At 46.7% G+C, this 15463-nt stretch carries 14 protein-coding genes; 8 read left to right on the top strand and 6 right to left on the bottom strand.

Annotated elements, in window-relative coordinates; all coding sequences use genetic code 11:
- The first annotated feature begins 90 nt into the window (after positions 1–90).
- Positions 91–2340: a hypothetical protein gene (locus tag BM123_RS02430; protein ID WP_139211730.1), complete on the top strand. Its 2250-nt coding sequence runs from the start codon at positions 91–93 to the stop codon at positions 2338–2340.
- A 113-nt stretch (positions 2341–2453) separates the two neighbouring features.
- Complete coding sequence (locus BM123_RS02425) at positions 2454–2819, top strand: hypothetical protein (protein ID WP_139211729.1); 366 nt, start codon at positions 2454–2456, stop codon at positions 2817–2819.
- A 564-nt stretch (positions 2820–3383) separates the two neighbouring features.
- On the opposite strand, the gene BM123_RS02415 is transcribed toward BM123_RS02425, so the two are convergent.
- The 3 genes from BM123_RS02415 to BM123_RS02405 form a co-directional block, all read right to left on the bottom strand.
- The gene (locus BM123_RS02415) at positions 3384–3788 is read right to left on the bottom strand and encodes a secondary thiamine-phosphate synthase enzyme YjbQ (protein ID WP_090165227.1); all 405 of its coding nucleotides are present in this window, start codon (positions 3786–3788) and stop codon (positions 3384–3386) included.
- A gap of 323 nt (positions 3789–4111) precedes the next feature.
- Positions 4112–4966, bottom strand: a complete 855-nt coding sequence (porG, locus tag BM123_RS02410) for a type IX secretion system protein PorG (protein WP_090165428.1) — start codon at positions 4964–4966, stop codon at positions 4112–4114.
- A 208-nt stretch (positions 4967–5174) separates the two neighbouring features.
- Positions 5175–7790, bottom strand: a complete 2616-nt coding sequence (locus BM123_RS02405; RefSeq protein ID WP_090165226.1) for a M1 family aminopeptidase — start codon at positions 7788–7790, stop codon at positions 5175–5177.
- Between the two features lie 200 nt (positions 7791–7990).
- Between BM123_RS02405 and BM123_RS02400 the strand changes: the two genes are divergently transcribed.
- Both BM123_RS02400 and BM123_RS24850 read left to right on the top strand, forming a co-directional pair.
- Entirely contained in the window at positions 7991–8299 is a 309-nt protein-coding gene (locus BM123_RS02400) for a hypothetical protein (protein WP_139211728.1), read from the top strand.
- Positions 8300–8301: 2 nt separating this feature from the next.
- Complete coding sequence (locus BM123_RS24850; protein WP_090165224.1) at positions 8302–8616, top strand: type II toxin-antitoxin system RelE/ParE family toxin; 315 nt, start codon at positions 8302–8304, stop codon at positions 8614–8616.
- Positions 8617–8722: 106 nt separating this feature from the next.
- Here the strand turns inward: BM123_RS24850 and BM123_RS23820 are convergent, their stop codons facing one another.
- Genes BM123_RS23820 through BM123_RS23815 form a run of 3 tightly spaced genes read right to left on the bottom strand, consistent with a single transcriptional unit; the run spans position 8723 to position 11729 of the window.
- Positions 8723–9475 (bottom strand): TonB-dependent receptor, encoded by a 753-nt coding sequence (locus tag BM123_RS23820; protein WP_139211727.1) that lies wholly within the window; start codon positions 9473–9475, stop codon positions 8723–8725.
- Positions 9472–9813 carry a T9SS type A sorting domain-containing protein gene (locus tag BM123_RS02385; RefSeq protein ID WP_090165222.1) on the bottom strand — a complete coding sequence of 114 codons (342 nt, stop codon included), beginning with the start codon at positions 9811–9813 and terminating at the stop codon, positions 9472–9474. Before BM123_RS02385 ends, BM123_RS23820 begins: the two co-directional genes overlap by 4 nt.
- Positions 9814–9815: 2 nt before the next feature.
- On the bottom strand, positions 9816–11729 hold the full coding sequence (locus BM123_RS23815) for a trypsin-like serine peptidase (protein WP_139211726.1): 1914 nt from the start codon (positions 11727–11729) through the stop codon (positions 9816–9818).
- A gap of 158 nt (positions 11730–11887) precedes the next feature.
- Between BM123_RS23815 and BM123_RS02375 the strand changes: the two genes are divergently transcribed.
- The 4 genes from BM123_RS02375 (at position 11888) to xerD (ending at position 15372) form a co-directional block, all read left to right on the top strand.
- Positions 11888–12574: an HAD family hydrolase gene (locus BM123_RS02375; protein ID WP_090165427.1), complete on the top strand. Its 687-nt coding sequence runs from the start codon at positions 11888–11890 to the stop codon at positions 12572–12574.
- Between the two features lie 390 nt (positions 12575–12964).
- Entirely contained in the window at positions 12965–13429 is a 465-nt protein-coding gene (locus tag BM123_RS23810; protein ID WP_139211725.1) for a hypothetical protein, read from the top strand.
- A 27-nt stretch (positions 13430–13456) separates the two neighbouring features.
- A complete protein-coding gene (locus BM123_RS02370) occupies positions 13457–14161 on the top strand; it encodes a hypothetical protein (RefSeq protein ID WP_090165220.1) in 705 nt (234 codons plus the stop codon).
- Positions 14162–14460: 299 nt separating this feature from the next.
- On the top strand, positions 14461–15372 hold the full coding sequence (gene xerD, locus BM123_RS02365; RefSeq protein WP_090165219.1) for a site-specific tyrosine recombinase XerD: 912 nt from the start codon (positions 14461–14463) through the stop codon (positions 15370–15372).
- Positions 15373–15463 lie beyond the last annotated feature (91 nt).

Genomic DNA, 15463 nt, shown 5'->3' with positions numbered 1-15463 from the left:
ACATTTACTATTGTACTAAGAATTAAACCCTATGAAAAATTTCGCTTCTTCGCTTCTTCGCTTCTTCGATTCTTCGCGATCAGTTTAATTTTGCTCACTGCTTGCGAAAAAGATGGCTATATACCATTAGATGAAACTCCTATTCATCCTGAAGAAGTTATTCGCAACAAACCAATAATCGTTGAACGAAATTTGGTCTCGGAGGAAGTACTGGTACTGCGCTCAGAAATCATAAATTCTGTAACCAATCTATCTACGCCTCGAACCAAAGATGGAAAATTTGAAAATTTTCTCGACTCAATACTTTTAACTCCTGCCTACATAGTTAATGATACTTCAGGGAATGCTATTGTTTACAGTTTTCTATTGGAGGAAAAGTCAATAGATGTTTTTGCTAATCTCGTAGTACGAATAGATAGCTTGGGAAATAGTACAAGTTTTGTCTACCAATACGAAATGGATACGGAGTTTAGTATCGGTTTCAATTCGGGAAAAGACAATATTTCTAATTTTTCGGGAGCCGTTAGGATCAGGCCTCTAAGTACACTTTTACAGTTTAAAGAAAAGTGCAACCTTGGAGATTGTTTCAAAATTTTAGTTGGCAAACCAGACTACGGCACTACTCCTAGTGGAGGAGGCGGCGGAGGAAGTGGCGAAGCAGGAGGCCCCGGAGGTAGGGTAACAACTGGCCCCACCACCGTACACCCTTCTGGAGGAGATTGCTGGCATGTGGAAGAATACGGTTGTGAACAGAGCGGTTGCACAACCGTCATTACTTTTGAACCGTGGTGTGGATTAGTTTTTCTCTGGCCAGATGATAAAAGCAATAACTGCGGCCCAGACGACTGTGGAGAATTTATCAAAATATTGGGCATTATACCTCGAAGGCTATTATCCAGTGTTACCCAAACCAACATTGAAAGACTCGACATTTTACTAAAAGATCTTCCTTATGACGGCAACGTCATTAACTACATTCTTAATGAGAATACGTTTGAAGAATGTTTTAGTGACATTCACAATTCAGGCAATTGTGTGCGAGCGCAAGTAGTTGACTACCTCAATTCGGTAGTTCCTCTTACGGGAAATGGCAGTTTTCCATTTACTGATAATTATAATGGCTTTTCGGATGAAGAGTTATCCGCTTTTTTAAATGCTGTTGTTTTGGCAAATGGTAATGACCATGTTGTGGAATCGGTGAACTACTTAGCCAGTAAGAATTTACAAGACATCCCTTCAACTGTTTCATTACCCGACCTGATTGCTTACCTTGGATACACTTCAGTCAATGCTGGAGAAGCCTTTACAACGGCTGCTGACGACTTTCTTTCAATTGTCTCTGCTATTGAAATTCATAACTCACCTTCTCCAATTAGCTTGAGTTGGTTAGCGACTCATCCAGAAAGTATTTCTTTGTTAGTTAGCTCAGTTTCTGATCCAATTATAGCTGAGGGGATTAGCCTGTCTATTGAAATTATTGCGGGCCTTCATGAGAATATGAACGAAAACGAACAGGTCACTACGACAGTTTGGGCATTTTCAGATCGTTACCGATTCAACGCTTCTTCTAAACTTTATTTACTCGATATAGCTGAAATTTTAGATGAAGAAAGTTTTAGCTCAGAATCGAAAAATTTTATTCGAGAAAACGCTTCTAAAACAGACAGAATAGCGAACAGTGTCGATTGCAGTGAAGACCCCTGCTTGTGTGATGTAATCAATAAGTGGAAAAGTGCAAGGTTCATCACAAAAGCGTCACGTAGCATATTTAGGGTGTTTCGTGATCACAACGGGAGTGACAATCTAGAAATAACCACTTCTTCAGTTTCAGGAGAGCAATTAGCTAGTACTACCTGGGCACATACTAGTTTACCAACAACACCTCCTGGACTTGATATAGATGGTGGTCAGTTCAAGATTACCTTCAATTCGGACAAACCAATGAATTGTACTCAAGTAGGCTTAGCAGCAACCTTGTTACATGAATTATTACACGCTCACATTGCTCAACAGCGCATTCATATGAGCACGGCAGATTTCGCTAACAGGTATCCTTTGTTTTCTACTGGCACAAACAATGAAAGTGGATCTCACATAGAAATGGCAGATAAATATGTAGAAACAATAACTTCTGATTTAGTTTCCCTATTCCCAGATCTCGAGCCTTCCTATGCATACAGGCTTGCTTGGGTTGGACTAGACAATACTCCTGCATTCAGAGCTAAAGAAGCAGCTGACCCAAATTTCAGACAAAATGTTATTGATGCAGACAAGCTGGCTAGTTGTCAATCTGGAATGGATTCCGAAAGAGATGCCGTAGGAATGACCAAATGTTATTAATTATGAATTATAACATATCTATTTATCTATTTCTTGCATGCATATTTTCGAGCTGCTTTCTTCGGCCCTCTTACAAGAAAAATGAAGAAATTGACAAAGAGTGTCGATCGTATTTGTATAAGAATATCTCTGATCAACTCACCAATCCTGATTACGGAGATTCGGTAGCATACTACGCAATCATTGCACAGCAATCAAAAGAAAAAAAACATAACCTAACATTACTCTGCCTTAAGAAAGACGGAAAATGGACAACATACAAGTCAATAGGCAGCGCTAAAGCACCCTGCATGAAAGCGAGGGAATCTTATCTGATTCCATTAGTATTATATCAAGGAGAGCCTTGGGGCAAGTCATTAATCAGGACTATTGATGACTTCCCTGAAAACTACATTCAATCTTTCCGAAAGAAGTCGTTATCTGACAAGACGATTATTTTTGAAACGGTTACGTTGATTAACTACAAACCGGTTGAATAATGCCAGGCCTTCGAAACTGTTTCGAATGAAAAACGCGGCAACTAAAATAGCAATACTTTTCTACCTCGCATCTTGGGTAGGATGTGCAAACACGAAACCACAGAACATTTCGTCTAGAATAAATGATTGCCTTATCGAAAGCAAAATTAACTTAGCGCACCTTTCCCGTAAAGCACCAATAGATAATGGCAACAACTATATGGCATTCCATATTTATTACGATCAAAATGAGCCTTCTTCAAATAATAGGAATGCCTTATGTGATCTATTTAGGCTCCATCCTGATAATAGAGAATGGATCAAGATAGATCAATTCAGGATTGATTTACATAGCTGCAACATTGACAGCACTGGCGTTCTAATTCCCATCAATTACTACTATGGAGAAGTCATTTCGATTCACCAGCAAAAAGACCATCTAAACTTTCCAAAAAAATTCCTCAAAAGAGTTCGAAAATTTTCGCGTAAGAACAACCTGACTACCTATTCTCCTCTATTTTTGAATCGAGGCTTTTCGAAGTCAAAACAATAGTGCATTACGCCAAAACCGCGAAGTTCTCCCCCTCAATACACCGTCGCCACCAGCCGCCGCCCACTGGCCCGGTTGCGGAATTCACAGAGGTAGATTCCCTGCCAGGTGCCAAGGTTTAGCCGGCCATCGGTGATGGGTACGGTGATGCTGTGCCCGATCATTGCTGCTTTGATGTGCGCCGGCATATCGTCCGGGCCTTCCATCGTGTGAACGAGAAAAGGCAGGTTCTCCGGCACGATATGGTTAAAGACAGACTCAAAGTCCGTCAGCACGTCCGGGTCTGCCGCCTCATTGATGGTGATGGCTGCGGAGGTGTGCTGGATGAAGAGATGCAATAGCCCCACCTTCGGCAGATCCGGCAGCTGGCTCATCACTTCCCGGGTGATGATGTGGTATCCGCGCTCACGGGGGGCGAGGGTGAAGATGGTTTGACGCATTGGTTCTTTGGTCTTTTGGTTCTTTGGTCTTTTGGGCTACCGCATTTTGGAGGCGTTGGAGGCGTTGGAGGCGTTGGAGGCAAGTACGGTATTTTATACATACTACTCCTAAAACCAGTGACATTTCTCGGACGCGGTTAGGGTAAACGCATCATATCTGATGATGCGTCATAAAATAGTTGAACCTTGGGCTGATCGAACGGAATGAGCTGTCATTTGCGGGAGCAAATTAAGAACACTGAAGGGCTCAGTGGAACAAATTAAAAACGTAGCAAACAAAGTTTAAGGCGGTAGCCCAAAGTACTAAAATACCAAAAGACCACCTACCGCCGCCGCTTATTCCCATAACTCGGGCAGCGTACGTCTCCAAAGTAGTAATTGAAGCCCAGACCGATGAAGAAATAACGATCCTTCAGGGTATCGTCCCCGCGCTGTTCGCCTTCGCGGTCGATGCGGTTGCCTTCGCCGTCCAGCATCAGGCCCCGATCGTAGAGTTCTGCAGCTACTGGTCCGCGCGAACGACTGAGGTCGGAAAAATCCGGGTAGACCGTGCTGACATCATCGAGGTAGTCCGTGCTGGCATTTCGCACGCCAATGTTGACGTCCATGCTGATTTCGTAGCTCAGGTCCCATTTAAAACCAATGCCGTACGCCAGGGCCGTACTCAGCACCTGATATTCTTCGCCCCGGAGTTGGCCTTCCGTCCCCAGATCTCTGAGTTCTACCAAATCTCCGTCGTCCGTCTCGGTCTTGGGGTTATAACGGAAGACAGACACACCAGCAAAAGCATAGGGCGTAAAGAAGTACTCCTTATGGCCGTGGTAGTAAGGCAGGAAGTTGAATTCAAACTGCAGGGTACCGTCGTAGATATCGCTCTGAAAGCTCAGGTTGCGGTTCTGCTCGAAAGGGTTATTGCTATCGCTGTCATAGGCTTCTACTTTACCGTAGTTGAAGCTCAGCTTTGCCGCCAGCCGGTGATTAAAATTGTATCGGGCACCGAAGCCTCCGGCCGCATTGGGCCGGTCCAGCCGGTAATCCGTATTCAGGTCTCCCAGGTACCAGGAAGCACCGGCCCAGGGGCCGATTTCCAGTCCACGCATCTCCAACTGAGCATCAGCTCCGGTGGGTAGCAGACAAAGGACAAACAACAAAGCGGGCAAAAAGCGGAATATCGTCATGGGGCAAAAAATAGCGCGGCGAATGGACAACCCATACGCCGCGCTGGTTAAGACTTGCTTATTAAACGTTGGTCACCGTAGAATGGTGTGTGAAGCAAGGAAAATGTTTCCGGGTTGCAAGTTGCAGGTTTCATGTTGCAGGTTGCGGGTTGCGGGTCACCTTGCAACCTGCATCTTGCACCTTGAAACCTGCAACCTGCAACCTCCCCTACTGCCCATAGCCTTCATAAATCTGCCTTAGGTCAGATACAGTCTCCTTCGCCTTGATCTCATCGATCATAATTTTGAGCTGCTCGATCATCGGGTTAGCAGCACCCGCTTTTTTCAGCGACTCCCGGATATCATTGATGGCTTTGGTAGCGGCCAGGCGACGCCAAGGGCTACCACCTTGGTCCAGGCCGAGCGATTTCAGCTTCGCCACACCGGCAGCCATCTGATCGGGGCTTCCCTTGGCCAGCAGGTTGCGGTAGCCGTCCATCAGGTTGAGGGCGCCGTATCCATCCACTTCGTTCATCCGCTTTTCGAAATAGGGCAACTTGCTCACGTCACCCAAACCGGCGTAGAGCTCTGCCAGTGCGCCGGCGATGTCGTCGTTCTCAATGGATTCCAGCTGGCTTGCGGCGGCGGCCGCCGCTTTCGGGTCAACGCTCACGAGCGCCTGCAGGCCGGCAGCAACTACGGGGTAAGGCTCGGCATTGAGCGCAGACTCCGCTACTGTCTTCACGTTGTCGCCCCCCACTTCGGCAAACATCTCAATGGCAGCGGCACGAACGGCGCTGTGGGGGTCGCCTTCGGCCAACATCCGCACGAGCGCAATTTGGTCCGGGGTAGGCTCAGAGATGGTCCGCATTGCCAGTCCGCGGACCGCATGGAAGGGATCCTTCAATGCCGCCGTCAGCGTCTGCGTTTTTGCGTCACTCTCCTCCTTGGTGGACAGGCGCTGCAGCACCAGGTAGCGGTCAATCAGGTTGGGCGCAGCCTTGAACTGAGCGGCCAGTTCTTCGGCCGACTTGATGTAGTTGAACTGAGCCAGCAGCTGATGGTTGGGATCAAAGATGACCACGTCGGGCTTCACTGGCGAGTCGAACGTAAAGGTCTGCTTACGCTGATCAACGGTAATAATCTGCCGGTTTGGTGTGGTGCTGCCGTTCGTGTAAATGTCTACTTCAACGGGAATGCGGAAGATAGCGGGCACGTTGTGCTCCGTCTCCTGGGTTTGCTCTACAGTGAGCGTCACTTTACCGTCGGCGTAGTCCGTATCCAACGACAGGGCCGGGTGGCCAGCCTTCAGGAACCACTGGTCGAAGAACCAGTTGAGGTCTTCACCTGTCGTTTCTTCGAAAGCCATCCGCAGTTCGTCCACCTCAACGGCGGAGTACTGGTTTTCGGTCAGGTAGTGCTTCAGGCTGGTGAAGAAGGCGTCATCGCCTACGTAGTGGCGCAGCATGTGTAGTACCGCACCGCCTTTATTGTAACTGTGGGCATCGAACATGTCTTCTTTGTCGTCGTAGTCGTACCAGATCAACTCGTGAGGCTCACCCCGGTTTACGCTGCCAAAGTAGCCGCTTCGCTCGTTGAGCATGTGGAAATCGGCGGCATCACGACCGTGCTTTTCCTCCATCCAGAGATACTCGCTGTAGTTGGCAAAGCCTTCGTTGAGGGTCAGGTTACTCCAGCTTTCACAGGTGACGTAGTCACCGAACCAGTGGTGGAACATCTCGTGGGCAACGATTTTTTCGTTGGTCTCTACGTCGATCAGGTCACGCTTGGTGCCGTGCATAAACTCGCCGAAGATAACGGCAGAGGTATTCTCCATGGCGCCGGATACATAGTCGCGTACCGCCACCTGGCTGTACTTCGGCCAGGGGTAGCTTACACCGGTCACGTCGCTGAAAAAGCTCAGCATCTCACGGGTGTAAGGATAGATGTCTTTGGCGTGGTCCTTCCAGCCTTTTTCCATGTAGTAGTTAACGGGGATACCGTTCCAGTCCTGATCTTCAACGATGTCGAAGTCGCCCACGATCAGCGCAAAGAGGTAAGGCGCGTGTGGCAGGTCCATTTTCCAGTAGTCCGTTCGGGTACCATCAGCGTTCTTCGTCTGGTTGATCAGCGATCCGTTGGAGAGCGTCTCGTACTCGTCGGCAACGGTCACGTACATCTCCTGGGTCGTCCGCTCATTGGGCTTATCGATGGTCGGGAACCAGCGGCTGTTGTTCTCCGTTTCGCCCTGCGTCCAGATCTGGCGGGGCTTATCGCCTTCTTCGCCCCGGGGGTTGATGAAGAAGAGGCCCTTGTCTGAAGTGATGGCAGCGCTACCACCGGATTCAGCCGGGATGGCCGTGTAATCGATCACAATCGTGTACTCCTCCCCGCGCTTATATTGGCGGTCGAGGGCGATGGTTACCTGTTGTTTCTCCCCACCGTAGTCATAGCTCAACTCCTTCCCGCTGGCCATTTTGATGCTCTTAAACTCAAAGCCTTTAGCGTCGAGGACCAGTTTGGCGCTGGGCCGGAAGTAAGGAGTTAGTTTCAGCGTCGCTTTGCCGATTACTTGTTCTTTAGCCCAATCGAAACGCAAGTCCAGCCGCGTATGCAGCAGGTCGTGGGTACGGAAGTAAGCCGGCCGGTAAACGGGGCGTTCGTTGGGGATTTCGATTTCCGCCTGCATATCCGTTACGCCGTTGGCTTCCGGGGTAATGGTCATGGTGTCGAGGTCTCGGACCTCCATCACAACGGGGGCTTCAACCGTAGCGGGCTTGGTGGTGGAACAGCCGACGGCGAACAGGGTCGCCAGGAGGCCGATCAGGGAAAAGGTATTACGCATACTTTGTAGAGTGGTTTAGATATAAAAGACGTATAAAAGTAGCCTAATGTTGCATGTGCGCCGGAGCGCAGGTGCAATGTTTTCCCCGTAGAAGAGCAATGATGGAGATGAATAGCTACTACAGAAAATTTGACCAGGATATACCATTGAAACCAAACCTACCCAATCAGGCGTTATCTTTATATCCCTAATTAATCGTTATGACAGATTCACAACGCCCCCTTTCGTTCTCAGAAGAGGAAATGCGTCGTGAGATTATCGCGGAGGTGTCACGCATGGACACCTCCTTCCTCCGAGTGGTACATTCAATGATGCGAACCTATGCCGAAGAGCGGGAAATGGAAGAAGAAAATCCCGTTATCGATTACCTGGTTGACGGTAGCCCACTCCGTAAAAAGGAATTCCTGCAAGCAGCTGACGAGGGTGTAGAAAAGGTGATAAATGGAGGAGGGACTGAAGCCGATGATTTCTTCCAAAAGAAAGAGAAATGGATGAATGATATCGAGTAACGATTGAAGACTCGGCAGAGAAAGACTTCGATGCAATCATTCATTATTTAATGACAAACTACTCGCATGCGTCAGCCACTAAGGCCGTCTTAGCGATCAAGAAAAAAATTCTTAGTCTAGAAAAATTCCCGGAATCTAATCCAGTATATCACAAGAGTAGCGGGAAAAGAAATTTGACTTACCGTTATATCGTTGCTAAAAAAGTGCACAGAATCATCTTTACTATTCTTGTTGAAGATTTACGGGTCATCATTTCTAGAATTACACACGCCAGAGCGGACAAAGGAGGTATAATTCGTTCCCTGGAAGAAGAGTGATCGTTCAAATTTTCAGCTAAATGCCCCGCAAATACACCACCTGCCCCATTGCCACGAGAAACCCGCATTCCACCTTCGCACCTGATCGCGTAGAGTTGCTAGAAACCTACAGGGCGCAGCCTACTCCTATGGTCAATTTTACGGGGTTAAACCATTCATAGCCTCGGGGGGCTTGTTCAAGAGAGTTTGCTCCATGAGTGGAGCCGTTAACAATGTATTCATCGTAACGGTTAACATTCCCAGCCCGGTAAAACAAATTTAAATTCATCCGGCCACAAGAAAAGGTAATCCCGGCATACGCTTCCAATGATCGGGGAGAGAATTCAAAATTCCCTTTTCTATCACTACCAGAACTGGTATCAACCGGCTTCACCCAATAACGAAAACGAGGTTGTAGGCGAACATTAAAAGCCAGTGATTTATTGAAATGATAGTTGAGTTGGCCAAAAGGTGCGATCATTAGCTGTTTATGCCTATCTACAAAAGTTATTATGCTAGGAGCAAACTCTCCTGCGGGTATGGAAGCATCCACTACAGGTCTTTTAAAAGTTGCTACTTCATAAAGGCTATTTATGCCAGCAGAATATGAAAACGATCCTCGCTTGCTAGTTTCATATTGAATAGTAAGACCAAACGAGTATGTTCCAAAAAACTCTGTCTGTGTCCTTAGCAGTCGATCCCTGTTTGGATATGAATATAGCCGTTTATCATGCTCTGCCATCCCCGCCGACAACTCCATTGACCAAGATGAACTTAGAGTATCAAGTTGACAGCATGCGATTGAACTGAATGTGATGAAAAAAGCAAAAGTTAGCAGCGTAGATATTGACAGGCAACAATTATGTTTATTGATTATCATTTGACGATAATTTTACGAACGCTATTTATATCTGAAGAATAAACACTTATCATATACACTCCACTATCCAGTGTCTGCAAATCGATACTTATTGGTAGTTGAAAGTTTTTTTCCTGAAGGATCATTCTACCACTACTATCGTATATTTTCACCAAAGCACCAACCAATGTTTTATCGCCGCCTTGCACAAAAAGAGTCTTTCCGTTTTCATAAGATAGAGGGTTCGGGTAAATTGCGATATCGTTTACTAAAGAAGCAACATTCCCTAGCTCTACTCTTCTGCGCTGTTGGACACCACCTCCACCGCCGCCGCCTTGGTTACAGAGATCAATAGCCATATTTACTGACCGAGTCCCACAACGATTTGAAACGAATACACTAATGGTGCCATCCTGTTCACCAGCATGCACCCATGCCGTTTTTGAGTTTCCAGAATAGTTTTCCCAACAAAGCTCTGGATCAAACGGAAATAAGGGCACGTAGGAAAGTTCCAAGAGTAAGAATCTGCTCCTTGTGAATTAGCTGTCAAATAATAGTTCAAACCAGGCTCAAAGCAGGAAGGACCACTAATAGATGGAATCTGAGGTTTTCCTACCCATAAGTTTTTGGATACAGTGCGGGAAGAGCAAGCCCCATTAATAATTGTAAATGTAAGCACTGCTGAACCAGAAAAATTAAGATTTGCAGCACTTAAAGTTGCCAAGCTACCTGTACCAGTTGTGCTTCCAGTAAACAGTGAACTGGGTGTGACAGCCCATGACAATGAGCTACCTATTGGGAAATTTTCTAGCAGGTACTGATCGTTAGAGCAAACTACTTCTTCTCCAGAGACAAAGGCTCCGTAATGAGAATCAGTTGTATTTGGGGCTGTAGTCGCGCCCAACCAATCACTGTAGCCTGTAGAACTAGTACCAGCACCAAGCCAAGCACTACTAAATCGACCTGCAAGTGCTTCAGGATCAACCTCACAGGTTACTCCTCCAACGAAACTTTCTGAAGCAGAATGAACAGCTACAACACGTCGATTTTGATCGAAGTAACCTCCTCCCGAACTTCCAGTTTCAATTGTCCCAATATCTCCATTTGATCCCGGAGAAAATTCAGCAACAAATGCATCACCTGCCGTAAGAGTATAACCTACACCAAAACTACCAAGAAAAATATCACTCGAATTAACTGTTGGTGCAGAATCATCATGAGAAAACTTCATAACATCCCCTTGAGGGTGATGTGTTATCGTCAATTCTGTTGGGATATTTGCTCTTCTATCCCAACCTGCAAAAAGTATGTCACTATCAGCTGGAATTGGCTCATTAATTTCTAATAAAGAAGCATCAGCACCTTCGAATAATGCTCTTAGTGAAGCCCCCGATAGAGTTATCCAAGTTTGCGATGATGGTGCAGTTGACCCATTACACAAAACGTTTCTGTAATTGAATCTAAACCTAAATGAAGATAAGTTTTCACCATCTATACAGTGCCCCGCAGTCTGTACGAGAGGGGTATCAGATTGACAATCATCAGTCAAAAGTGTACCAGAACAGTGTTCGCTGGTAACATTTTTCAAAACCAAACAAGTAGAATTGGCTTCGTCTTGCCAATTGGAAGCATCTGGACATGCAACATCAGGTATACACGGTAGAGCTTGACCATATGCTTTTCCATTCTCTATATCGTTTCCTCTGAATCCAAAAGCAACCGATTTTATCGACACTTCAAATTCTTTAACGGATTCCTCCGGTAAAAGGATTTCTATGGTTGCTGATTCTCCATATATAATTTCAGATATATATTCTCCGTTTCTTAAATTTTCTCCCCTTACTGGTCCATGAAGAACTGTCTTTTCACTATTATATATGACCATGGAGGCATTTAAAGGCAAAACTAAATCCTCAAAAACAAAGGAAAGAGATTTAGCTCCAACTATTTTAATTGGAAGTTTCCAGACAGAGTAATTACCAAATTCGTACAGTAATCCGTTTTTCTTACTTAGCTGAGCGTTGACCTCAACAGCAATTCTGTCAATTGGCTTAACGGAAAGTGCATCTAGATCAAGAGCAGCGCTGACATTAGGAGTAGGCAATACATTTTCTGTCGGTTTTTCTTCAAAATACCAAGGAATATGCCCCCGCATGTCTTGTTCGCCACTAAATATTTTCGTGTATACCTGCCCATTTACATTAAATGAAAAGTTAAATAAAAGGGCTATCACCGGTAGAAGCCGGTAGAAGCCGGTAGAAGTAAAGTTTCTCATGTAGAATAAGGTTTATGAGAGGTGAATAAAAACGCTCAACTCGAAAGAGGACAGCGGTCTTTCCTATTGGAAGCTATCTTTACAGCGCAAACCTTTTACGGTTTGTTCGTTGGATAGTAAATAATTTTAAAAAAACAATGATTGGCGAAATTAATTCTATGAAAAACCTCCCCACCCAAGCCCTCCTCTTCGACCTCGACGGCACCCTGGTAGACAACATGATGGTCCACCACCGCGCCTGGCAGCGGAAGCTGAAGGAGTTGGGCCTGGACTATTCCCTGGAGCGCGTCAAAGCAGAAATCCACGGCGTCAACCTGGAGATCCTGAAGAACCTTTTCGGTGACCGGTTCACGCCGGAGGAGCGGGAGCAGATTGCCTGGGACAAGGAAGCGGCCTACCGGGATATTTTCGCCGCCGACTTCGCGGCCAACATCGTACCCGGTGCCCTGGACTTCATCCGGCAGGCGCATGCCGCCGGCATCCCGATGGCCATCGGCACCGCCGGGCCGAAGGAAAATGCGGAGTTTGTGGTGGAGAACCTCGGCATCGGTCACCTGATGGGCCACCTCGTACATTCCGGCATGGTGAGCCGGGGGAAACCTGACCCGGAGGTCTTTCAGCAAGGGGCTGACGCCCTGGGCGTCGATCTGAAAGACTGCATCATCTTCGAAGACTCCGTCACCGGGGCCAAAGCCGCCAACAACGCCGGTTGCCCGGTAGTGGTACTGACAACCACGCACGATGAACCAGAATTCACCGAGCTGGAAGTCGCTGATTTCCGGCCGGATTTCCGGGGGTTGAAGATTGAAAAGACGGGCCAGGAGTTTAGGCTGTTTCTTGACTAAGGCATCCCATAGCAAGTTCTCTTCATCTGAAACAAAGAATAAAAATCGAATTTTTTTTAAAACTACGATTATCTAAATGTAAGGTGTTCCTTCAATAAGGCTGGAGGCATGACGCTTTTTAGCGTGCCAGCTCGGAGAGCTTTGTAACACAGGTCTGGGGTTTGCTTCGCAGCTGCCTCCGGCGGTTAACCCAGACAAGGCCCTAAAATCCCTCATGGCTCACTTCCAACAGGGGAATATCCTATATTCTAAATGCTTAATTTGGTCAGTGCAAGACCTTCACTTTATTCTATTTGATAACACCAAATTTGTATTATTCTAAATAAAAAAGTACATTTGATTCATGAGATACTTATATTGCTTGTTGCTTGTTGCTTGTTAACAACACTAATGAAAGGACAGGCTGATCCTGTCAATCATGATCCAAGTCAATACGATCTTTCTTCTTATCAAAACCAGTGCAATAATACCAATCCGGAGCTAACTAATGACGGATGGAGCGTAACTGCGTACTTTGATGATCCTGATGGTGATTGCATTTCTACAAGATGGGTAAATATATACCAGAGTCCATCAGGCACCTTCAATATTTACGATCAGAATATATGGTTTCACCTGCAAAGTACAACTGAATACGATTTTGGAGCTCCTCACTGGCAGTGCTGCGCGCCTTCCGGGCCTACCGGACCAGTAATTGGAAGTAATGGTGGCTCCTATGGAGGCTGGACAGGGTCTGGCGAAGGATTCAACTCTACAATTACTAATGCTCAATGCGGCTGCGACTACAGCATCTCCTACGATAGCGATGGGGATGCGACAATAACGGTAAACTGTAATTGCATTGATGAGAACTAATTTAACTAACAAACTAAATACTTCGTTATGATTCACAAGATATTTGTAACACTATTGTTCGCAGTTACAGTTTGTGGTTGTTCAAAAGACTTGAACATTAGCAATCCTACTATTGAGCAACCTTCTATGACTTTGGCTATGGCCGAACGAATGTCTAATCTTGATTTCAAAGAACACTTTGCCGCTAAACACTATGGTGAGGAAAGAATAAGATTAACGGAAAAGTACCTTAGCATTGTCCAGGGAATGAATACTAAAATTTCTCCTGAATATCTAGAAAAAGAAAATGAACTAATGCAATTCAGCAGGGCAATTGCAGAAAGCAAAGACTCATCGAAGTATTTTCTAACGCAGTTTATTGGCCTTCGCTACCTTAGGTTCCACCATTTAAATCAAGAAGCTATTGATACGAATAAAGCCGATGAATGGCTGAGAATTTTGCTGAAAACTGGTAGTATTGATCTCGACGTATTAGTTGACACATACATTGCAATTCAGCCATCTTTGGGGAACGAAGAAAGTAATTACCTCCTCAAAAAAATAAGAGACCGGTACAAAAAGGAAGTAAAAGCTATAAATGCAGAAATTGAAACTTTGGTAAAGAAAACTAAATCAAATGGCTTTTCCCGTGACTTAGATATGCTGGAAGCAGCTGAACTTGAGATAAGAGGAAACAGTCGTAGGTATGCATTACAAGTATTACCGATAATTGGGACTACTGATAAATTCTAATAATTGGTATTCCGCTTATTTAGGTAAAGGCTTAACGTTTTTATGGTTCAACAGCTCACGAGGGGATTAATGCACAGGTATGGCCAGGTTCATCACTGCTCCCGTTCCCTTTCAGGGCAATCGCAAACTCCCTCTTGGACGCTTCAAGGTCCAATGGATAGTGGCAGGTAAACCTCGAAGCGTCCCGCAGTATTGCGGGACCTTCGAGCGTTTGCTCTTTTCCGAGTTTGCGATTGCCCTGCGTCCCCCTTTCCCCTGCACCTGCGGTGAGCGCCCAAAAACCCTACCTTTACCCCACCATGCAGGATCTCTGGAAGCCCACCTTTACCGCCTTCGCCGCCTACCTGAAGCTCTCCCGGGGCTATTCGGACCATACCCTGGCGGCTTATGGTTCCGACCTCGAAAAACTGCCCGCCTACCTCGAGCTCCGCAACTGGGACTTTGGCCCCGAGCGCATCGAACGCTTCCACCTCGACGATTTCATCCGCTATCTAGCTGAGCTGGGTCTCGCCGCGCGCTCCCAGGCGCGCCTCATTTCCGCCCTTAAGACCTATTTTGGCTTCCTCCTCGACGAAGGCAAAATTCTTGCCGACCCCACCGAACTCATCCGCGCGCCCAAGCTGGGGCGCAAGATTCCCGAGGTACTCACCTACCATGAAATTCGCGAGCTGCTGGCTCAGATCGACCTCAGTCTCGATCATGGTCTGCGCGACAGGGCCCTGCTGGAAACCCTCTACGCCTGCGGACTGCGCGTCAGCGAAGCTACCAGCCTCAAACTAACCAACCTCTACCTCTCGGAGAGTTTCGTCCGCGTTACGGGCAAGGGCAATAAAGAACGCATCGTCCCCATCGGCGGCGAAGCCATCCGCCATCTGGAGATTTACCTGGAGTACGTCCGCCCCGTCATTCCGATCAAACCCGAGGCCGAAAACATTGTCTTCCTCAATCGCAGGGGCAGTCAGCTGAGCCGGGTGAGTGTCTTCACCGCCGTAAAGAAGTACGCTGCCGCGGCGAACATCAAGAAGAACGTTAGTCCGCACACCTTCCGCCACTCCTTCGCCACCCACCTCATCGAGGGCGGCGCGGATCTCCGCGCCGTACAGGAGATGCTCGGCCACGAGTCTATCCTCACCACTGAGATCTATACCCATCTGGACACGGACTTTCTACGCGAGACCATCATGAGCTACCACCCGATGAATCAGCGATAGATTCAAATCAGCCGACTGAGTTGAGGCAGGAAAAACAGGCTGATATAAATTAATAGAAAGAAGGCCAGAAAGCTGATGCGGCCGATGTCTT

This window comes from Neolewinella agarilytica, from assembly GCF_900110645.1.
Taxonomy (GTDB): Bacteria; Bacteroidota; Bacteroidia; order Chitinophagales; family Saprospiraceae; genus Neolewinella; species Neolewinella agarilytica.
This window is presented reverse-complemented; position numbering and strand designations above follow the sequence as displayed.

Excerpts from the sequence above, each read along its gene's own strand:
- BM123_RS02415 (WP_090165227.1), bottom strand. The coding sequence starts at position 3,788 with ATGCGTCAAACCATCTTCACCCTCGCCCCCCGTGAGCGCGGATACCAC.
- porG (WP_090165428.1), bottom strand. The coding sequence starts at position 4,966 with ATGACGATATTCCGCTTTTTGCCCGCTTTGTTGTTTGTCCTTTGTCTG.
- BM123_RS02405 (WP_090165226.1), bottom strand. The coding sequence starts at position 7,790 with ATGCGTAATACCTTTTCCCTGATCGGCCTCCTGGCGACCCTGTTCGCC.
- BM123_RS02400 (WP_139211728.1), top strand. The coding sequence starts at position 7,991 with ATGACAGATTCACAACGCCCCCTTTCGTTCTCAGAAGAGGAAATGCGT.
- BM123_RS23820 (WP_139211727.1), bottom strand. The coding sequence starts at position 9,475 with ATGATAATCAATAAACATAATTGTTGCCTGTCAATATCTACGCTGCTA.
- BM123_RS02385 (WP_090165222.1), bottom strand. The coding sequence starts at position 9,813 with ATGGCTATTGATCTCTGTAACCAAGGCGGCGGCGGTGGAGGTGGTGTC.
- BM123_RS23815 (WP_139211726.1), bottom strand. The coding sequence starts at position 11,729 with ATGAGAAACTTTACTTCTACCGGCTTCTACCGGCTTCTACCGGTGATA.
- BM123_RS02375 (WP_090165427.1), top strand. The coding sequence starts at position 11,888 with ATGAAAAACCTCCCCACCCAAGCCCTCCTCTTCGACCTCGACGGCACC.
- BM123_RS23810 (WP_139211725.1), top strand. The coding sequence starts at position 12,965 with ATGAAAGGACAGGCTGATCCTGTCAATCATGATCCAAGTCAATACGAT.
- BM123_RS02370 (WP_090165220.1), top strand. The coding sequence starts at position 13,457 with ATGATTCACAAGATATTTGTAACACTATTGTTCGCAGTTACAGTTTGT.
- xerD (WP_090165219.1), top strand. The coding sequence starts at position 14,461 with ATGCAGGATCTCTGGAAGCCCACCTTTACCGCCTTCGCCGCCTACCTG.